13 protein-coding genes and 1 pseudogene are annotated in these 16408 nt (G+C 62.6%); 4 read left to right on the forward strand and 10 right to left on the reverse strand.

The window, feature by feature from the left end:
• Positions 1 to 3 precede the first annotated feature (3 nt).
• On the forward strand, positions 4 to 1071 hold the full coding sequence (locus tag AC0V8S_RS20650; RefSeq protein WP_475433021.1) for an ABC transporter ATP-binding protein: 1068 nt from the start codon (positions 4 to 6) through the stop codon (positions 1069 to 1071).
• 84 nt (positions 1072 to 1155) lie between these two features.
• On the opposite strand, the gene rpmG is transcribed toward AC0V8S_RS20650, so the two are convergent.
• From rpmG to AC0V8S_RS20690, 8 genes and pseudogenes are all read right to left on the reverse strand, one after another.
• On the reverse strand, positions 1156 to 1323 hold the full coding sequence (rpmG, locus tag AC0V8S_RS20655) for a 50S ribosomal protein L33 (protein WP_006201775.1): 168 nt from the start codon (positions 1321 to 1323) through the stop codon (positions 1156 to 1158).
• 154 nt (positions 1324 to 1477) lie between these two features.
• Positions 1478 to 1936 (reverse strand): YqfO family protein, encoded by a 459-nt coding sequence (locus AC0V8S_RS20660; protein WP_475433036.1) that lies wholly within the window; start codon positions 1934 to 1936, stop codon positions 1478 to 1480.
• 82 nt (positions 1937 to 2018) lie between these two features.
• Entirely contained in the window at positions 2019 to 3206 is a 1188-nt protein-coding gene (locus tag AC0V8S_RS20665) for an MFS transporter (protein ID WP_475433037.1), read from the reverse strand.
• 78 nt (positions 3207 to 3284) lie between these two features.
• Entirely contained in the window at positions 3285 to 4025 is a 741-nt protein-coding gene (locus AC0V8S_RS20670; protein ID WP_183460031.1) for an NUDIX hydrolase, read from the reverse strand.
• A gap of 73 nt (positions 4026 to 4098) precedes the next feature.
• The gene (locus AC0V8S_RS20675) at positions 4099 to 4551 is read right to left on the reverse strand and encodes a DUF983 domain-containing protein (protein ID WP_183460030.1); all 453 of its coding nucleotides are present in this window, start codon (positions 4549 to 4551) and stop codon (positions 4099 to 4101) included.
• The gene (rnr, locus tag AC0V8S_RS20680; protein ID WP_475433040.1) at positions 4551 to 6857 is read right to left on the reverse strand and encodes a ribonuclease R; all 2307 of its coding nucleotides are present in this window, start codon (positions 6855 to 6857) and stop codon (positions 4551 to 4553) included. Before rnr ends, AC0V8S_RS20675 begins: the two co-directional genes overlap by 1 nt.
• Before the next feature lie 8 nt (positions 6858 to 6865).
• Positions 6866 to 9484 (reverse strand): annotated as a pseudogene (gene topA / locus AC0V8S_RS20685) (type I DNA topoisomerase); the annotation flags it as partial.
• A gap of 370 nt (positions 9485 to 9854) precedes the next feature.
• Positions 9855 to 10232 carry a COG4315 family predicted lipoprotein gene (locus AC0V8S_RS20690; RefSeq protein WP_183460027.1) on the reverse strand — a complete coding sequence of 126 codons (378 nt, stop codon included), beginning with the start codon at positions 10230 to 10232 and terminating at the stop codon, positions 9855 to 9857.
• A gap of 179 nt (positions 10233 to 10411) precedes the next feature.
• Here AC0V8S_RS20690 and AC0V8S_RS20695 point away from each other — a divergent pair, with 179 nt between their 5' ends.
• Positions 10412 to 11158: a cytochrome c biogenesis CcdA family protein gene (locus tag AC0V8S_RS20695; protein ID WP_475433042.1), complete on the forward strand. Its 747-nt coding sequence runs from the start codon at positions 10412 to 10414 to the stop codon at positions 11156 to 11158.
• A gap of 27 nt (positions 11159 to 11185) precedes the next feature.
• Here the strand turns inward: AC0V8S_RS20695 and AC0V8S_RS20700 are convergent, their stop codons facing one another.
• On the reverse strand, positions 11186 to 12316 hold the full coding sequence (locus AC0V8S_RS20700) for a hypothetical protein (protein WP_475433043.1): 1131 nt from the start codon (positions 12314 to 12316) through the stop codon (positions 11186 to 11188).
• Between the two features lie 223 nt (positions 12317 to 12539).
• Here AC0V8S_RS20700 and glmU point away from each other — a divergent pair, with 223 nt between their 5' ends.
• Positions 12540 to 13916: a bifunctional UDP-N-acetylglucosamine diphosphorylase/glucosamine-1-phosphate N-acetyltransferase GlmU gene (gene glmU / locus AC0V8S_RS20705; RefSeq protein ID WP_475433045.1), complete on the forward strand. Its 1377-nt coding sequence runs from the start codon at positions 12540 to 12542 to the stop codon at positions 13914 to 13916.
• A 3-nt stretch (positions 13917 to 13919) separates the two neighbouring features.
• Here glmU and AC0V8S_RS20710 read toward each other — a convergent pair whose 3' ends face one another.
• The gene (locus tag AC0V8S_RS20710; protein WP_475433047.1) at positions 13920 to 14294 is read right to left on the reverse strand and encodes an ADP-ribosylation/crystallin J1; all 375 of its coding nucleotides are present in this window, start codon (positions 14292 to 14294) and stop codon (positions 13920 to 13922) included.
• A 209-nt stretch (positions 14295 to 14503) separates the two neighbouring features.
• On the opposite strand from AC0V8S_RS20710, the gene glmS reads away from it, so the two are divergent.
• Positions 14504 to 16327 (forward strand): glutamine--fructose-6-phosphate transaminase (isomerizing), encoded by a 1824-nt coding sequence (gene glmS, locus AC0V8S_RS20715; RefSeq protein ID WP_475433048.1) that lies wholly within the window; start codon positions 14504 to 14506, stop codon positions 16325 to 16327.
• Positions 16328 to 16408: the final 81 nt, after the last annotated feature.

A 16408-nucleotide genomic window follows, 5' to 3' on the forward strand; every position in this document is an offset into this window, starting at 1 on the left:
TCGATGGCTTCTGTTACGCTCGATAAGGTCCGCAAGGATTATGGCGCCGTCCGCGTCCTGCATGCGGTCGACCTTGAAATCGCCGACGGTGAGTTCGTCGTCCTGGTCGGCCCGTCCGGCTGTGGCAAGTCGACGCTTTTGCGGATGATCGCGGGGCTGGAGGAAGCCTCCGGCGGCGAGATCCGGATCGGCGAGCGGCTGGTCAATGACGTCGCACCAAAGGACCGCGACATCGCCATGGTGTTCCAGTCCTATGCACTCTATCCGCATATGGACGTGTCGAAGAACATGGGCTTCAGCCTGCTGTTGAAGAAGGCGGAGAAGACGACCATCGACGCCAGGGTCGACGGTGCGGCCAAGCGGCTCGGCCTGGACACCTACCTGCAACGCCTGCCGCGGCAGCTGTCCGGTGGTCAACGCCAGCGCGTCGCCATGGGCCGCGCCATCGTGCGCGATCCCAAGGTCTTTCTCTTCGACGAGCCGCTGTCGAACCTCGACGCCAAGCTGCGTGTCCATATGCGCGCCGAGATCAAGGCGCTGCACCAGCAATTGAAGACCACCTCTGTCTATGTCACCCACGACCAGATCGAGGCGATGACCATGGCCGACCGGATCGTCGTCATGCATGACGGGCTGATCCAGCAGGTCGGCGCGCCGCTCGATCTCTATGATCGGCCGGCCAATATGTTCGTTGCCGGTTTCATCGGCTCACCAGGCATGAACTTTTTGCCGGCGACGGTTCGCAAGGGCGGGAAGTCGGATGCCGTGCTGGCCGATGGCCAGAAGCTGCGGCTGCCGGATGGCTTGCCGCTCAAGGACGGCGACGCGATCACCATCGGTCTGCGGCCCGAGCATATAAGGCTGGCCGATGACGGCGCGCTGCAGGGCGAGGTGGTGGTGGTGGAGCCGCTCGGGCTTTCAACGCAGTTCTACGTCAAGCTGGCCAACCAGCAGCTCTGTGTCTTTGCCATGGGGCGCGCCGGCGTGAAGCCTGGCGATACGGTGCGGCTGGCCGCCGATCCGGTGTCGCTGCATCTGTTCGACCCGAAAAGCGGCGACCGCATCGGCTGAGGGAACTCAGCCCGCAGGCTCTGCTTTGCAAACAAAAACGCCGCCCGATGGGCGGCGTTTTTGTTTGCCGGAGGGAAACCCAGATTACTTGATCTTGGTTTCCTTGAATTCGACATGCTTCTTGGCGACCGGGTCGTACTTGCGGAACGACAGCTTGTCGGTCTTGGTACGGCTGTTCTTGCTGGTCACGTAGAAGAAACCGGTGTCGGCGGTCGACAGAAGCTTGATCTTGATGTTTGCGGCTTTGGCCATGATCTCAGTCCGTTATGTTCGTGGGGTTTTGGCCGCTGGAGCACGGGAAAACACCCGGACGCGGGAAACTTGGCGCGACACATAAAGAACGTGCCCGGAAAGTCAAGCCCGGTGGACCGGATGTAGCCCGCCCGGGCCGTCCATTAGGTATAAATCAGGCGGTTTCCGCCTCGGGCACCGCAACCTTCTTCCAGTCTCCGGTGGTGTTCCACCAGCGATTCGGGTTGGCGCGGTCGTCGAGCCCCTTGGAGCGGCTGGCGAGGATCGGCTGGATGCGGATCACCGGCTCCTGATAGGAATGGGCCTGGAAAATCGCCTCGACAACACGGCTCGCCAACGCCTGGTCATCAGGCAGTTCGAAGGAAACCTCGACCGTGCCCGGGCGGCGGCGCAATTCGGTTTCGGCGCCGGCCGCGGCTCCTTCGAGCGGCCTGTAGCGCTCGATACCGTGCGCCGACTGATAGGCGTTGCGGTCATACTTGCCCATGACCAGCGGGGCGATCGCAACCACCGCGTCCATGATGCGGTCGACATCCGCGGCCGGGGCCTGGAAGGTCACAAGCAGCAGGAGCGTCATACGCAGGGATGTGGTTTCAAAGCCGCTGTCGATCATGGGAGTGTCCTCAACGTCCGATGTTTGGGGACACTCTTTACCCTGAGGCTCCTGACACGGTTCTGTCAGCAGCGGTCGCTTGTCAAAGGGTCAAAGGAGAAATCTTGCGCACCAGCCTGACGCCAACCAGCGCCATGTAGGCGGCGAAGAACAGGCCGAGCGACCAGCCGAAGCCGGAAGGCCCGAAACTGTCCATGCCGATGCCGATCGCCTGTGGGCCAAGCACCATGCCCACGCCGTAGCAGAGCACGAAGGCGGCATTGGCCGACGCCAGTTCGTGACCGGAGAGCTGCGAACCGAGATGAGCGAGGCCGATCGTGTACATGGCCGCGACGACACCGCCCCAGACGAATAGAAGCGCTGCCATCAAGTGCCAGTTCGCGGCAAAGAAAGGCATGAACAGGGTGCCGGCAAGGCCAACCGTGGCGCAGGCGAGCAGCAGATAGCGCCGGTCCGAAACACGGTCGCTGATCATGCCGATCGGGATCTGCAAGAGGACATTGCCGAGGCCGATCATGGTCAGCAGCAACGCGGCGTCGGCTTCGGAATAGCCGATGCGGTTGCCATAGACGGGGAACAGCGCGAAGCCGCCGGTCTCGACGGCGCCGAACACCAGCACGGCAAAAGTCGCGGTCGGCACCAGCCAGATGTAGCGCAGGAAATTGCTGGTTTCGCCGTCGGCTACAATGCTCGGGCTTTCGTTGCGCGCTGCCAGCACCGGTATCGCGGCCAGCGTCACCAATCCAATGATGACGCCGAACGGCCTGAACCCTGAGCTGCCGAGATGCGCGAACAGCCACGGTCCGGCGGCAAAACCGAGCGACAGGACGGTGGCGTAGATGCCAAGGACAAGGCCGCGCCGGTGCGGCGGTGCCGAGGTGCTGATCCAGAATTCCGACAGGATGAACAGCACCGTCAACGCGATATGCAGCACGATGCGCAGCGGGAACCACATCCAGAAGTCGGGCGCGAAATGGAAGCCGACGAAGGCGAGCGCGCCGGTGGCGATCATCGCGATCATGGTCCAGGCGACGCCAAAGCGCATGGCGAGCGGCGTCGCCAACGGCGCGCCGGCGATCGAGGCCAGGCCGGCGACGGCCGTGTTAAGGCCGATCATCGAAGCCGAGTGGCCACGCGTTTCCAGAATGACGCTCAGCAGTGGCATGCCGAGGCCAATGGCGATGCCGACGACGCTGATCGACGAAATCGCCGCCACCATCGGCAGCCAGTGTACGCGTTCGTCGCCCTGTGGTTGGGTATCGACCGTCATGGGATGCTGAATACTCTGTCTCTTTGATCGTACGCAATTCCGGACCGAAAACCGCGTCACACTTTTCCTGGAATTGCTCTACAGAAGTTCGCGGGTGAAGCGGTTGCGGACAAGCCGGTAGAAGGGGACGGGGCCACCCGGACGTAGCAATGGATCACGGGCAAGGCGCTTTTCCAGCTCGTTCAGGATCATTCGGGTGATGTCGGGTATGTCGGCTTCCCTGGCCTTGGCAAGCGGCAGCCAGACCAGTTCCTCGAGTTCGTTGGTCGGGCCACCGCCCGGCAATTCGACGGCGACGTCGCTGCGCCAGGCGCTGAAGAAACGCGTGTCGAAGCGGCGAACCCGGTTGGGCGGGGTGATGGCGCGCGCGATGAAACGCAGCGTTTCGAGCGAAGGCCTTACGCCATGTTCGACAAAACCTTGCCAGTCACGCTTGTCGGTCGCGAAGGCGGCCTTCTGGCCGATCAACAGACCGGCTTCCTCATAGGTCTCGCGGATTGCGGACAAGGCGACCGCGCGGGCTCGCGCAGCACTGGTGCGGCCGGGACCGGCAAGCAGCTTCGCTTCCTCGTCGCGATGCAAGGCGGTGGCGGTCGCGATGCGGCTGTCGGCCGGATCGGTGCGGCCGCCGGGAAACACGAATTTTCCAGGCATGAAGGCGTGGCCGGCGTGGCGGCGGCCCATCAGCACCAGTACCTCATCGTCCTTGCGGTCGAGCAGGATCAGGGTCGCGGCATCACGCGGACGCAGGGGCCGGCCGCCATGTGCGGCGAGACCCTTGTCGAGCTTGTCGACATCCGCCTTGGTCATTGCTTCCATGCGCTGGACCTAGCGGAAACTTCTTGCAAACGAAAGTGGCCTTTCACGGTCGGTATGTTGCGCCAGCAGCGCTTCAGGCGCCGTGGTGGGACTCCGCCCCATCCTTTTCGCCACCGAATCCGTGCATATAGAATGCCCATTGCAGTCCGATGACGGCGCCTTTGACAGGCTGCAGCAGCGCGACCGACAAAACGATGGTCAAGGGCACCCAGATGGCGATGTGCTGCCAGGTGGACAGCGTCGACGTCGCTTCCACGCCCATGAAGGCACCGAGAACGATGTGGCCGACGATGACGATGACCAGATAGGCCGGCAGGTCGTCGGCGCGATGGTGATGGATCTCCTCGCCACAGACGCTGCAGGTCTCGACAGTCTTGGTGAAGCCGCGGAACAGCTTGCCTTCGCCGCAGTTCGGGCAGCGGCCCAACAGGCCGCGCTTCATCGCCGTCCACAAGGGGCGGGCAACCCGGCCCGTGTGATGTTCGCCGCCGAAAACCTGTTCTTGTATCCCTAATTCTTTTGGCATCATCGTCTCCTGCCGCGCGAACCCGGTCGCGATTGCGACGCACGAGCGCGGCCCTTAGCCTTGTGAAACGACTTACTGGAGCCTGGCAGGGGCTTCGGGTCGGTCAACATCTCAAAGCGCATCGCGCCGGCCATTGGGGCCACCTCGACGAGCCGGACCTCGACGTGGTCCGCGAGCTGGTAGCCTTTGCCCGAGCGTTCTCCAAACAGGGAGCGGGCGGTTTCGTCGTATATATAGTAATCGCCGCCCAGAGTTGACACCGGGATGAAACCATCCGCGCCATATTGCGGCAATTGGACAAATAGTCCTGATTTGGTGACGCCGGAGATGCGGGCGTCGAAGCGGTCGTCGATGCGCTCGGCGAGATAGGCGGCGATAAGCCGGTCGACCGTATCGCGCTCGGCCGCCATGGCACGCCGTTCCGTGCCGGAGATCAGTATTGCAACGTCTTCGAGCCGAGCTGCTTCGTCCTGCGTCAGTCCTCCCGGGCCGAGACCGAGTGCGGCATTAAGCCCGCGATGCACGATCAGGTCGGCGTAACGCCGGATCGGCGAGGTGAAATGCGCGTAGCGCCTGAGGTTGAGGCCGAAATGGCCAATATTTCCAGGTGAGTATTCGGCCTGGCTCTGCGAGCGCAGCACCACCTCGTTGACCAGCGCCTCATTGTCGGCGCCGCGCACGCGCTCCAGAATGCCGTTGAATTGGCTAGGCCGCATCTGCGCGCCGCGCGCCAGCGACAGGCCAAGTGTCTGCAGGAATTCGCGCAGCGATTCCTGCTTGGCAAGCGACGGCGCATCGTGGACGCGGTAGACCAACGCCTGCTTCTTCGCCTCCAGCGTCTCAGCCGCGGCAACATTGGCCTGGATCATGAATTCTTCGATGAGCTTGTGGGCGTCGAGCCGGTCAGGCACCATGACGCGATCGACCGTGCCGTCCGGCTTGAGCAGGATTTTGCGCTCCGGCAGGTCGAGTTCGAGCGGCTGGCGGCCGGCGCGGCCGCGCTTGAGGATCGCATAGGCATCCCAAAGCGGCTTCAGCACCGTGTCGAGGATCGGGCCGGTCTTGTCGTCGGGCACACCGTCGATCGCCGCCTGCGCCTGCGGGTAGGCCAGCTTCGCCGCGGATTTCATCATCACACGGTGGAAGGAGTGCCTGATCTTGTGGCCATCGGCTGAAAAGGTCATGCGCACCGCCAGCGCCGGGCGATCCTGGCCTTCACGCAGCGAACAGAGATCGTTGGAGATGCGTTCGGGCAGCATCGGCACGACGCGGTCCGGGAAATAGACCGAATTGCCGCGCTTCAAGGCTTCGCGGTCGAGGGCCGTGCCGTAGCGGACATAGGCGGCGACATCGGCGATGGCGACAGTGGCGATCACACCGCCCGGGTTCTTTTCGTCGAGATCGGGTGTGGCGAAGACGGCGTCGTCATGGTCCTTGGCGTCGGCCGGATCGATGGTGACCAGCGGCAGGTCGCGCCAGTCCTCGCGATGATCCATCGTTGCCGGCTTCACGGCCTCGGATTCGGCGATGACGTCGGCCGGGAAGATGTGCGGGATGTCGTGCGCGTGGATGGCGATCATCGAGACCGCCTTTTCGCTGGTCAGCGAACCCAGCACGTTGAGCACCTTGGCGCGCGGCAGCCCATAGCGGGAGGCGCGCGCGGGCTCGACCTCGACCAGGTCGCCGTTCTTGGCCCCGTTCTGGAATTCCTTGTCGACGATCAGTTCGGGCTGGCGGCGTTCCACCGGCTCGATGCGGAATGTGCCGTCCTTCAGCACACGAAAGACGCCGAGAACGGCATCGGTGCGCTTCTCGAAGATCTTCATCACCCGCCCGGTATAGGCAGGGCCGGACGGATCATCGGTCGGAAAGGTCTTGGCCAGCACGCGGTCGCCGATGCCCGGTGCTGGACCATTGCCGCTGCGCGACACGCGGATCGAGACGACGGGTGGTTCGCCCGTGCCCACGGACTCGGCCGGATGCGCTAGCAAGACACCGTCGCCGTCGCGGCCAAAAATGTCGAGCACGGCGACGTGGGGCAGGGCGCCGACGCGGGTCAGCCGCTTGCGCTCCTTGGTGAGCACGCCTTCATCCTGCAGGTCGCGCAGAATGTCCTTCAGCCAGATGCGGTCATCGCCGCGCAGCGCGAACGCCTTGGCGATGTCGCGCTTTCCGGCACGATCGGGATTTTCGGCGATGTAGCGCAGGATTTCGTCGCGCGAGGGCCTGTAGTCGTCCTTGACCTTGGCTCTCGTGTCGGCGGTGCGCGGATCGCCGTGGCTTCGTCCGGTGATCCTGCGCGCCACGCCGTCCTACCCTTTTTCTTCGCGGCCGGCTTTCTGGCCGCTGTTTTCTTGGTTGCCGGCGCTTTGGCCGCTGCCGCCTTGCGGAACGGCTTCTTGCCGCCGCCGCCCTTGGCTTCCTTCTCGGCAATCAGCGCCAGCGCATCCTCGATGGTCACCGATTGCGGATCCTTGCCCTTGGGCAGCGTGGCATTGACCTTGCCGAAATTGACATAAGGCCCGTATTTGCCGTCGCGCACGACGATCTTGCCGCCGCCATCCGGATGGTCGCCAAGTTCCTTGAGCGCAGCTGCAGTGCCACCGTTGCGGCCGTTCTTGCCCTTCGACTGCTTCTCGGCAATCACCGTGACCGCGCGGTTGAGGCCGATCGAGAACACATCCTCGATGCTGTCGAGATTGGCGTAGGTGCCATCATGCAGCACGAACGGGCCGTAGCGGCCGAGCCCGGCCGAGATCATCTTGGACGTTTCCGGATGCTTGCCGATATCGCGTGGCAGCGCCAGCAACGCCAGCGCCTTCTCGTGATCGATGGATTCAGGCGTCCAGCCCTTGGGCAGGCTCGAACGCTTGGCCTCCTTGCCGTCACCGCGCTGGAGGTAGGGGCCGAAGCGGCCTGAGCGCAGCGTGATTTCCTCGGCCGTATAAGGGTCCTTACCAAGCACCTTGGTGCCCTCGTCGCCGCCGCCATTCTCGCCATTCGGATTGGCAGCGTCGCCGAGCTGGCGTGTGAAGGAGCATTCCGGATAGTTCGAGCAGCCGACGAAAGCGCCGAACTTGCCGAGCTTCAGCGACAGGTTGCCGGTGCCGCATTTCGGGCAAATGCGCGGGTTCGAACCGTCTTCCCTTGTGGGGAACACCAGCGGTGCCAGTTCCTCGTTCAGCGCGTCGAGCACGTCGGTGACGCGCAACTCCTTGATGTCGGCGACCGCACCGGAAAAATCCTTCCAGAAATCGCGCAGCACGTCTTTCCAGGCGAGCTTGCCGTCGGAAATCTCGTCGAGCTTTTCCTCGAGCGATGCGGTGAAGTCGTATTCGACATAGCGCTCGAAGAAGCTTTCCAGGAAGGCCGACAGCAGGCGGCCCTTGGCCTGCGGCACCAGCCGGCGCTTGTCGATCGTGACATAGTCGCGGTCTTCGAGCGTCTTCAGGATCGCGGTGTAGGTAGACGGACGGCCGATACCGAGCTCTTCCAGCTTCTTGATCAGCGTCGCCTCTGAATAGCGCGGCGGCGGCTCGGTCGTGTGCTGCGTTGCGTTGATCGCCTGGCGGGCAAGCTGCTCGCCGGCGCGGATTTCGGGCAGACGACGGTTTTCCTCGTCTTCCGCGTCGTCGTCCTTCTGATCGGTGTAGGCGGCGATGAAGCCGTCGAAACGAACGACCGAACCGACGGCGCGAAGCTCGGCGGTGCGGGCGCCGTTCACCGCCTCGATCTCGACGGTGGTGCGCTCGATCTCGGCCGGCTGCATCTGGCTGGCGATGGCGCGCTTCCAGATCAGCTCATAAAGCCGCATCTGGTCGGAATCGAGGTATTGCCGGACCGATGCCGGGGTGCGCATGAAATCCGTCGGGCGGATGGCCTCGTGCGCTTCCTGGGCGTTCTTGGCCTTGGCGGTGTACTGGCGCGGCTTTTCCGGCAGATATTTCGGGCCGAATTCCTTGGCGATGGCGTCGCGAGCACCCGAGATCGCCTCGGGCGCCATCTGCACGCCATCGGTTCGCATATAGGTGATCAGGCCGGTGGTCTCGCCGCCGATCTCCATGCCTTCATAGAGCCGCTGCGCCACTTGCATGGTGCGGGTGGCCGAAAAACCGAGACCCGATGAGGCCGCCTGCTGCAGCGTCGAGGTGGTGAAGGGTGGGCCGGGGTTGCGCTTGGTCGGTTTGGCTTCGACGGACAGCGCCTTGAAGGTCGCGCCCTCGAGCATTCCCTTGATATCGTCGGCTTGCGCCTTGTTGGCAACGTCGAGCTTTTGCAGCTTCTTGCGCTCGAAGGCGGTCAGCCGCGCTTCGAAAGTCTCGTTGCGCGGCGTGCCGAGGAGGGCGGCGATCTGCCAATATTCCTCGCGGATGAAGCGTTCGATCTCGGATTCGCGGTCGCAGACCAGGCGCAGCGCTACCGACTGGACGCGGCCGGCGGAGCGGGCGCCAGGCAATTTGCGCCACAGCACCGGCGACAGCGTGAAGCCGACGAGATAGTCGAGCGCCCGGCGGGCAAGGTAGGCATCGACCAGCGGCGCATCGATCTGGCGCGGATTGGCCATGGCTTCCAGCACCGACGATTTGGTGATGGCGTTAAAGACGACGCGGCTGACCGTCTTGTCCTTCAGCGCGCGCTTCTGCTTCAGCACTTCCAGCACGTGCCAGGAGATGGCTTCGCCTTCGCGATCCGGGTCGGTGGCGAGGATCAGGCCGTCGGCATCCTTGACCGCCTTGGCGATGTCGGCGAGGCGCTTGCCCGAGGCGGTGTCGACCGCCCAGGACATGGCAAAATCCTCATCCGGACGCACCGATCCGTCCTTGGCCGGCAAATCGCGGACATGGCCGAACGAGGCCAGAACCTTGTAGTTCCTGCCGAGGTATTTGTTGATTGTCTTCGCCTTGGCCGGCGATTCGACGACGACGACGTCCATGAGGTCTCATATCAGCTGTGGTGCGGCAGAAGAATTCCGCTGCGCGCGACGAAATCTCGTTCTATTTGCCGCTCACATGGCCGCGCTTTTGCATCCGGTCAAGGGGAAGCGCCCAAATTGCGGAGCTGTCCGCAGCAATACACTCTTAGAGTGTATGGAGAAATCACAGATTTTGGCTTGGAGAGATGGTGGTCCCGAGTCGGCTGCAATGGCTCGGTTTCATGTTTGCATCGAGTCGAGGAAGAATCCGCCGCAATGCCGCACCGAGGCGTGGGCGCTACGGTTCACAAACAAGCTGGCCGCCGGATCGAGGAAGGATGTCCGGCGACCAGGCCATATCCCGCCGGCGAGCGGGATATGGCATGAGGGTTCAGTCGGCTTTGGCGGTATGCCAGACGCCTGCGACGCCATCACCGCTCACATCTCCGGCTTTCTTGTCCTTGATGAATGTGTAAAGCGGCTTTCCGTCATAGGCCCACATCTTGGTGCCGTCGGTACGGTCGACGATTGTCCATCCTTCGGAAGTCTTCGCGCCGGCCTCGGCCTTCAGCGGTGGCCAGTTGGCGGCGCATTTGTCGTAGCAGTTCGACTTGCCCTTCTCGTCCTTGTCGTAGGTGTAAAGCGTCATGCCCTTGGCATCGGTGTAGATCTTGGTGCCTCCGACATCGGCTTCCTTCCACGCTTCGGCGGCGAAGGATGCTGCGGTGCTGAGCAGAAGTGCTGCCAGCCCTATTGTTATGGTTTTCATGGAAATCTCCCTGGCTGATATTTGGAGACGCGCGGGAAATCGCGGCCTCTTTATTACAACGTCCCATGCCGGCGCTTTCGTCCCGATCTACGCATGCGGCGATGACTTTCCACACAATGGTGATTGGCAGACAGGCCTGGCCGTCGCTATATCCGCCCGGGAGCAGTTGGAGTTTTGGAATGGCATTGGACATCGGCTATGTCAGCGCGGTCGGGGCGGGGGCCATCTCGTTCCTGTCGCCTTGCGTGCTGCCGCTGGTGCCGCCCTATCTCTGCTACATGGCAGGCGTGTCGGTCGACGATTTTCGCGGCAATGCGGGTGTGACAGCTCGGGAAGGTACGCGTGGTGCGCTGCTTTATTCCTCGATCGCCTTCGTGCTCGGCTTCTCGACGGTGTTCGTCGCGCTCGGCGCCGGCGCTTCGACCATCGGCCGGCTGCTGCGTGTCTGGCAGGAGCCGCTGGCGATGGGTGCCGGCGTGCTGATCATCCTGATGGGCCTGAATTTCCTCGGCATCCTGCGCATTCCGCTGTTGTCGCGTGAGGCGCGCTTCCAGTCACAGGGCAAGCCGGCCAGTGCCGTCGCCGCCTATGTCATGGGGCTCGCCTTCGCCTTCGGCTGGACGCCGTGCATCGGCCCAGTGCTGGGGCCGATCCTGACGCTGGCCGGCGGCCGCGAAACCGTGGGCGAGGGCGCGCTGCTGCTCGCCGCCTATTCGCTCGGACTTGGCATCCCCTTCCTGATCGCAGCGCTGTTTTCCGGCGCCTTCATGCGCTTCCTCGGCAAATTCCGCGTCCATCTCGGCCGTGTCGAAAAGGCGATCGGCGCGCTGCTGGTGGTCGCCGGTGTGTTTTTCCTCACCGGCGGCGTGCAGGCCGTGTCCTATTGGCTGCTGGAGAATTTCCCGGTGCTGGGGCGGCTGGGATAGCGATCCGCCGCACGCTTTTGACTGCCGTCAAAAGTGAGGTTCGACACGTTGGAAGATGCAGACGCTTTTGAATCCGTCGGCGAGTGGCTGGATGAGGATAGCGGTCGGTCGCTCTTGCCAACCGGTTGGCTGAGCCAGCAAATAGAGCTTTCCGTCGATCCGCTGCGTATCGAAGTGGACATAGCGCCAGCTCACACCCGGATAGAGCCCTGGCATGTGTCCGGCTATGACGCTCCATCCCAATGGCAGTTTGTCCGCCGAGAACGTGTCCCCATCGTCATCGAGCATGCTCTCTTTCAGAATTCTTGAAGGGTCGGCTGTGACCGGCGCCAGCAGCATAAGGTCGCCGTCGAAATAATGATTGGTCCCGCTCCAACGGACAAGCTTGCGAAGCACGCCGGGCGACACCTCGATCGTTGCGACATTGAGATCTTGTCCTGCGGTCTCCACAGGGAAGACGTTGGCGGTGTCGTTGATGGTGGTGCTGACACTTTGAAATCCTTTTGGCCGAAGGCGCAGCAATTTTCGGCAGAGACGCGGCCCGGTGGTCCCACGCTCCAACAACATGGTGCCAATTGGTGGCCGGCTCCCTGGCGCCGCATATTCGATGTGATCGACCTTGTGGCGATTGAGCTGAAATGGCTCGTCCTTACAGGTAATTTCCCCTTTTTCGGGCGCCTTGTCGCTGGCGGCGACACTGCAATAGCTCAGTCGATCCGGCCGAATAACGATTCCGATCAGCCAAGGGTCCTCGTCCGCACCGTAGCCGGGCTTCCATTGTCTGCGCGATAGAATCTTTCGCTTTGCAATCCAGAGGCTGAAGAAGGCCGGCGGATCGCCGCCGCCCATGCCATAGCCAAAGGCTTGCTCCTGCCCGTCGCGAAGGCGGATTGTCCAGCCATTGGCCATGGTGCAAGTCGATTGGCCGAGGGTAGGCGTCACCGATAACCCTTGGTCGGCGCTGGCCGGCAGTTGACGGTAGACGATTGGATCTTCGTCCACTGTCATTGTAAAGCGAACCAGCGCGACGTCGTGGCCGGGTTGGCAAACCACCTCGGCATGTGGGGTGGAATAATCGGCTTGGGCGATGCCCGGACAGGTCAATGTGCAAAGAAAAATTACAAACGCGGCAAAAGCATGCAGGTCACGGCTCAACATTCACAGTGTCCTCTTTCTGAACATGCCGGCGTCACTATCCCAAGCAGCAAGAGCAACGACAGCCAGCAGAAACTTCTCCCGAAATCTTTTGCAATATCCAAGACCCGCTGATTGAAAGTCAGCTGCTCTTCACCACCTCACCGGAATTTAACCGCATTGGTGCAGCATGGCGCCGCTGCTATCCTGTCTTGATTCCCAACCCTTTTCCTATGGTTGTTCGCCTATGAGCCAGAGATCCTGCCTGTCCGTCATCCTCGCCGCCGGCGAAGGCACGCGCATGAAGAGCGCGCTGCCTAAGGTGCTGCACCAGATCGCAGGCCTGCCGATGGTCGCCCATGTCGTGAAGGCGGCCGACTCCGCCGGTGCCAGCAGCGATGCGATCGTCATCGGCCATGGCGCCGAAGAGATGCGCAAGGCGGTGGCGAAGTTCGCACCCAAGGCCGAGACTTTCGTGCAGGAAGAGCGCCTGGGTACGGCGCATGCCGTTCTTGCCGCACGTGAAGCGATATCAAGGGGTTATGACGACATCCTGGTGATGTTCGGCGACACGCCGCTGATCGATGCGGAAGCGCTGAACCTGGCTCGGCTGAAACTCGCCGAAGGTGCGGCCGTCGCTGTGATCGGCTTCCGCCCGCCTCTTCCAAACGGCTATGGCCGGCTGGTCGAAAAAGGCGGCAAGCTGATTGCCATCCGCGAGGAAAAGGACTGCTCCGAGGCGGAGAAGAAGATCGGCTTCTGCAATGCCGGCATGATGGCGGTGGCCGGCGCCCATGCGCTGAAGCTGCTCGACGCGGTCGGCAACAAGAATGCCAAGGGCGAGTACTATCTGACCGACATCGTCGAGATCGCCGGCGCGCAAGGTCTCGACGTCGTCGCCACCGAGGCCAGCTTCGAGAATGCGCTCGGCATCAACAACCGCGCCGAGCTGGCGCAGGCCGAAGGCATCTGGCAGGCACGCCGCCGTCAGGAGGCGATGCTGTCGGGCGTGACGCTACTCGCGCCGGAGACCGTCTATTTCTCGCACGACACCGAGATCGGCGCCGACACCATTGTCGAGCCGAATGTCTGGTTCGGCCCGGGCGTGAAGATCGCCGGCGGCGCCAAGATCCATGCCTTCAGCCATATCGAAGGCGCTACCATTGCATCGAATTGCGATGTCGGGCCGTTCGCGCGGCTGCGGCCAGGCGCCGATCTCCGGAACAAGGCGAAGGTCGGCAATTTCTGCGAGGTCAAGCAGGCTGTTGTCGAGGAGGGCGCCAAGGTCAACCATTTGACCTATATCGGCGATGCCCGCGTCGGCGCGGGCGCCAATATCGGCGCCGGCACCATCACCTGCAATTATGACGGCTATTCGAAATTCTTCACCGACATCGGCGAGGGCGCCTTTGTCGGCTCGAATTCCTCGCTGGTGGCCCCGGTCTCGATCGGCAAGGGCGGCTACATCGCGTCCGGCAGCGTCATCACCGAAAGCGTGCCCGACGATGCGCTGGCCTTCGGCCGGGCCCGCCAGAAGACGATCCCCGGCAAGGGCAAGGAATTGCGCGAGCGTTTTGCTTCGGCCGCCGCGGCGAAGAAGAAAGCCGCTGGCGCCGACCACTGACGGTCAGCTGGCAGCCGCCGTATCCTCACCGAAAGCGGCGGTCACCTCGATCTTGCCGACGATCGCCTTGTTGAAACCATCGAGGTCCTCGGCGGGGATCCAGTATTCCAGATGGGCCTTGCTGCCGGCATGCTCGACCCTGTAGCGGTCGAGAAAGCTTTTCAGCACGGCAAAGCGGGTCACGAAACCCGCACCGCTGGCCGGCACATTCCAGTCGCGCGCGATTTGCACGGCATAGGCTTCCGACAGAACCGGATAGAAGATCGGCTGTTCGGGCAGGCGTGGCGGAAATGCCCGCATGTCCGACGCCTCGATCAGTTTCAATTCCTGAGGTCCGACAGGACGCCAGAGTGTAATGGTGGGCTGGGTCTCATTCATGGCTGAAGCTTAGCCAAAATATTGTCGGAACGAAAAACCGGATCGCTGAAAACCGAACAATTGCAGTAACCGGATTGCAAGAGCGGCCTGTCATGATGCATGCGTTGACAACCGTCCGTTACACCGGACGAAATGCAATGTGACTTTCACGGCAGGCCGGCCATCCCTAAATAGCGCTGGTTTTCCATGGGGAATCGGGGACTGTCTGCATGTGCGGTATCGTTGGAATCGTCGGTCATTCGCAGGTTGCGCCGCTCATCGTCGATGCGCTGAAGCGGCTTGAATATCGCGGCTATGACTCGGCCGGCGTCGCCACCATCGAAAAGGGACAACTTGGCCGCCGCCGCGCCGAAGGCAAGCTGATCAACCTCGAACGCCGGCTCAAGGAGGAGCCGCTCGACGGCACGATCGGCATCGGCCACACACGCTGGGCGACCCATGGCGTGCCCAACGAGACCAATGCGCATCCGCATTTTTCCGACGGCGTCGCCATCGTCCACAACGGCATCATCGAGAACTTTGCCGAACTGCGCGACGAACTGGTCCGTGACGGCTACTCCTTCTCGTCGCAGACCGACACCGAGGTCGTCGCGCACCTGGTGGCGCGCGAACTCGCCAAGGGGCTGAAGCCGGTGCAAGCCGCGCACCAGGCGTTGAAGCGGCTCGAAGGCGCCTTTGCGCTGGCCATCATGTTCAAGGGCGATGAAGATCTGATCGTCGGCGCCCGCAATGGTCCGCCACTGGCCGTCGGCCATGGTGATGGCGAGATGTTTTTGGGCTCCGATGCCATTGCGCTGGCGCCATTCACCAATTCCATCACCTATCTCGAAGATGGCGACTGGGCGGTGGTGCGCCGCGACAGCGTCGCCATCTTCGACATCGACGGCAAAAAGGTCGAGCGCAAGCGCCAGCAGTCGCTGTCGACCTCCTTCATGGTCGACAAGGGCAACCGCCGGCATTTCATGGAGAAGGAAATCCATGAGCAACCCGAGGTGATCTCGCACACGCTGGCCCATTATGTCGATTTCGTCTCCGGCGTCTCGAAGCCGCTCGACCTGCCATTCGATTTCGCCAAAATTGGCCGACTGGCGATCTCGGCCTGCGGCACCGCCTATCTCGCCGGCCTGATCGGCAAATACTGGTTCGAGCGCTATGCGCGGCTGCCGGTCGACATCGATGTCGCCTCGGAATTCCGCTACCGCGAGATGCCGCTGTCAGCCAACGATGCCGCCTTCTTCATCTCGCAATCGGGCGAGACCGCCGACACGCTGGCTTCGTTGCGCTACTGCCGCAAGGCCGGCATGAAGATCGGCGCCGTCGTCAATGTGCGGGAATCGACCATGGCGCGCGAATCCGACGTCGTGCTGCCGACGCTTGCCGGTCCCGAGATCGGCGTCGCCTCGACCAAGGCTTTCACCTGCCAACTCTCCGTGCTGGCGTCGCTTGCCGTGCGCGCCGGTGTGGCACGCGGCACGATCTCGAAAGATGAGGAGAAGGTCCTGGTGCGCGCGCTCTCGGAAGCGCCGCGCTATGCCAACCAGGTGCTCAAGCTCGAAGAGCAGATCGAGCGGATCGCGCGCGAACTGTCGCGCTACAAGGACGTGCTCTATCTCGGCCGCGACACCAATTTCCCGCTGGCCATGGAAGGCGCGCTGAAACTCAAGGAGATCTCCTATATCCACGCCGAAGGCTATGCGGCGGGCGAATTGAAGCACGGGCCGATCGCGCTGATCGACGAGAACATGCCGGTCATCGTGATTGCGCCGCATGACCGGATTTTCGAGAAGACCGTGTCCAACATGCAGGAAGTGGCGGCGCGCGGCGGCAAGATCATCCTGATCACCGACAGCAAGGGGGCGGCACACTCAAGCGTGAAGACGATGGAGACGATTATCTTGCCGGACGTGCCGGAAATCATCTCGCCGATCATCTATGCGCTGCCGATCCAGATGCTGGCCTATTTCGCCGCCGTGTTCATGGGCACCGACGTCGACCAGCCGCGCAATCTGGCGAAATCGGTGACAGTGGAGTAGGGACCTCAACAGGCGCTCTTTAAAAACTTCGCAGTTCCAAACGGCCTTCCGGTTCACTAATGTTGCGCTGCAACCCGCGCT

Source organism: Mesorhizobium oxytropidicola, from assembly GCF_056174625.1.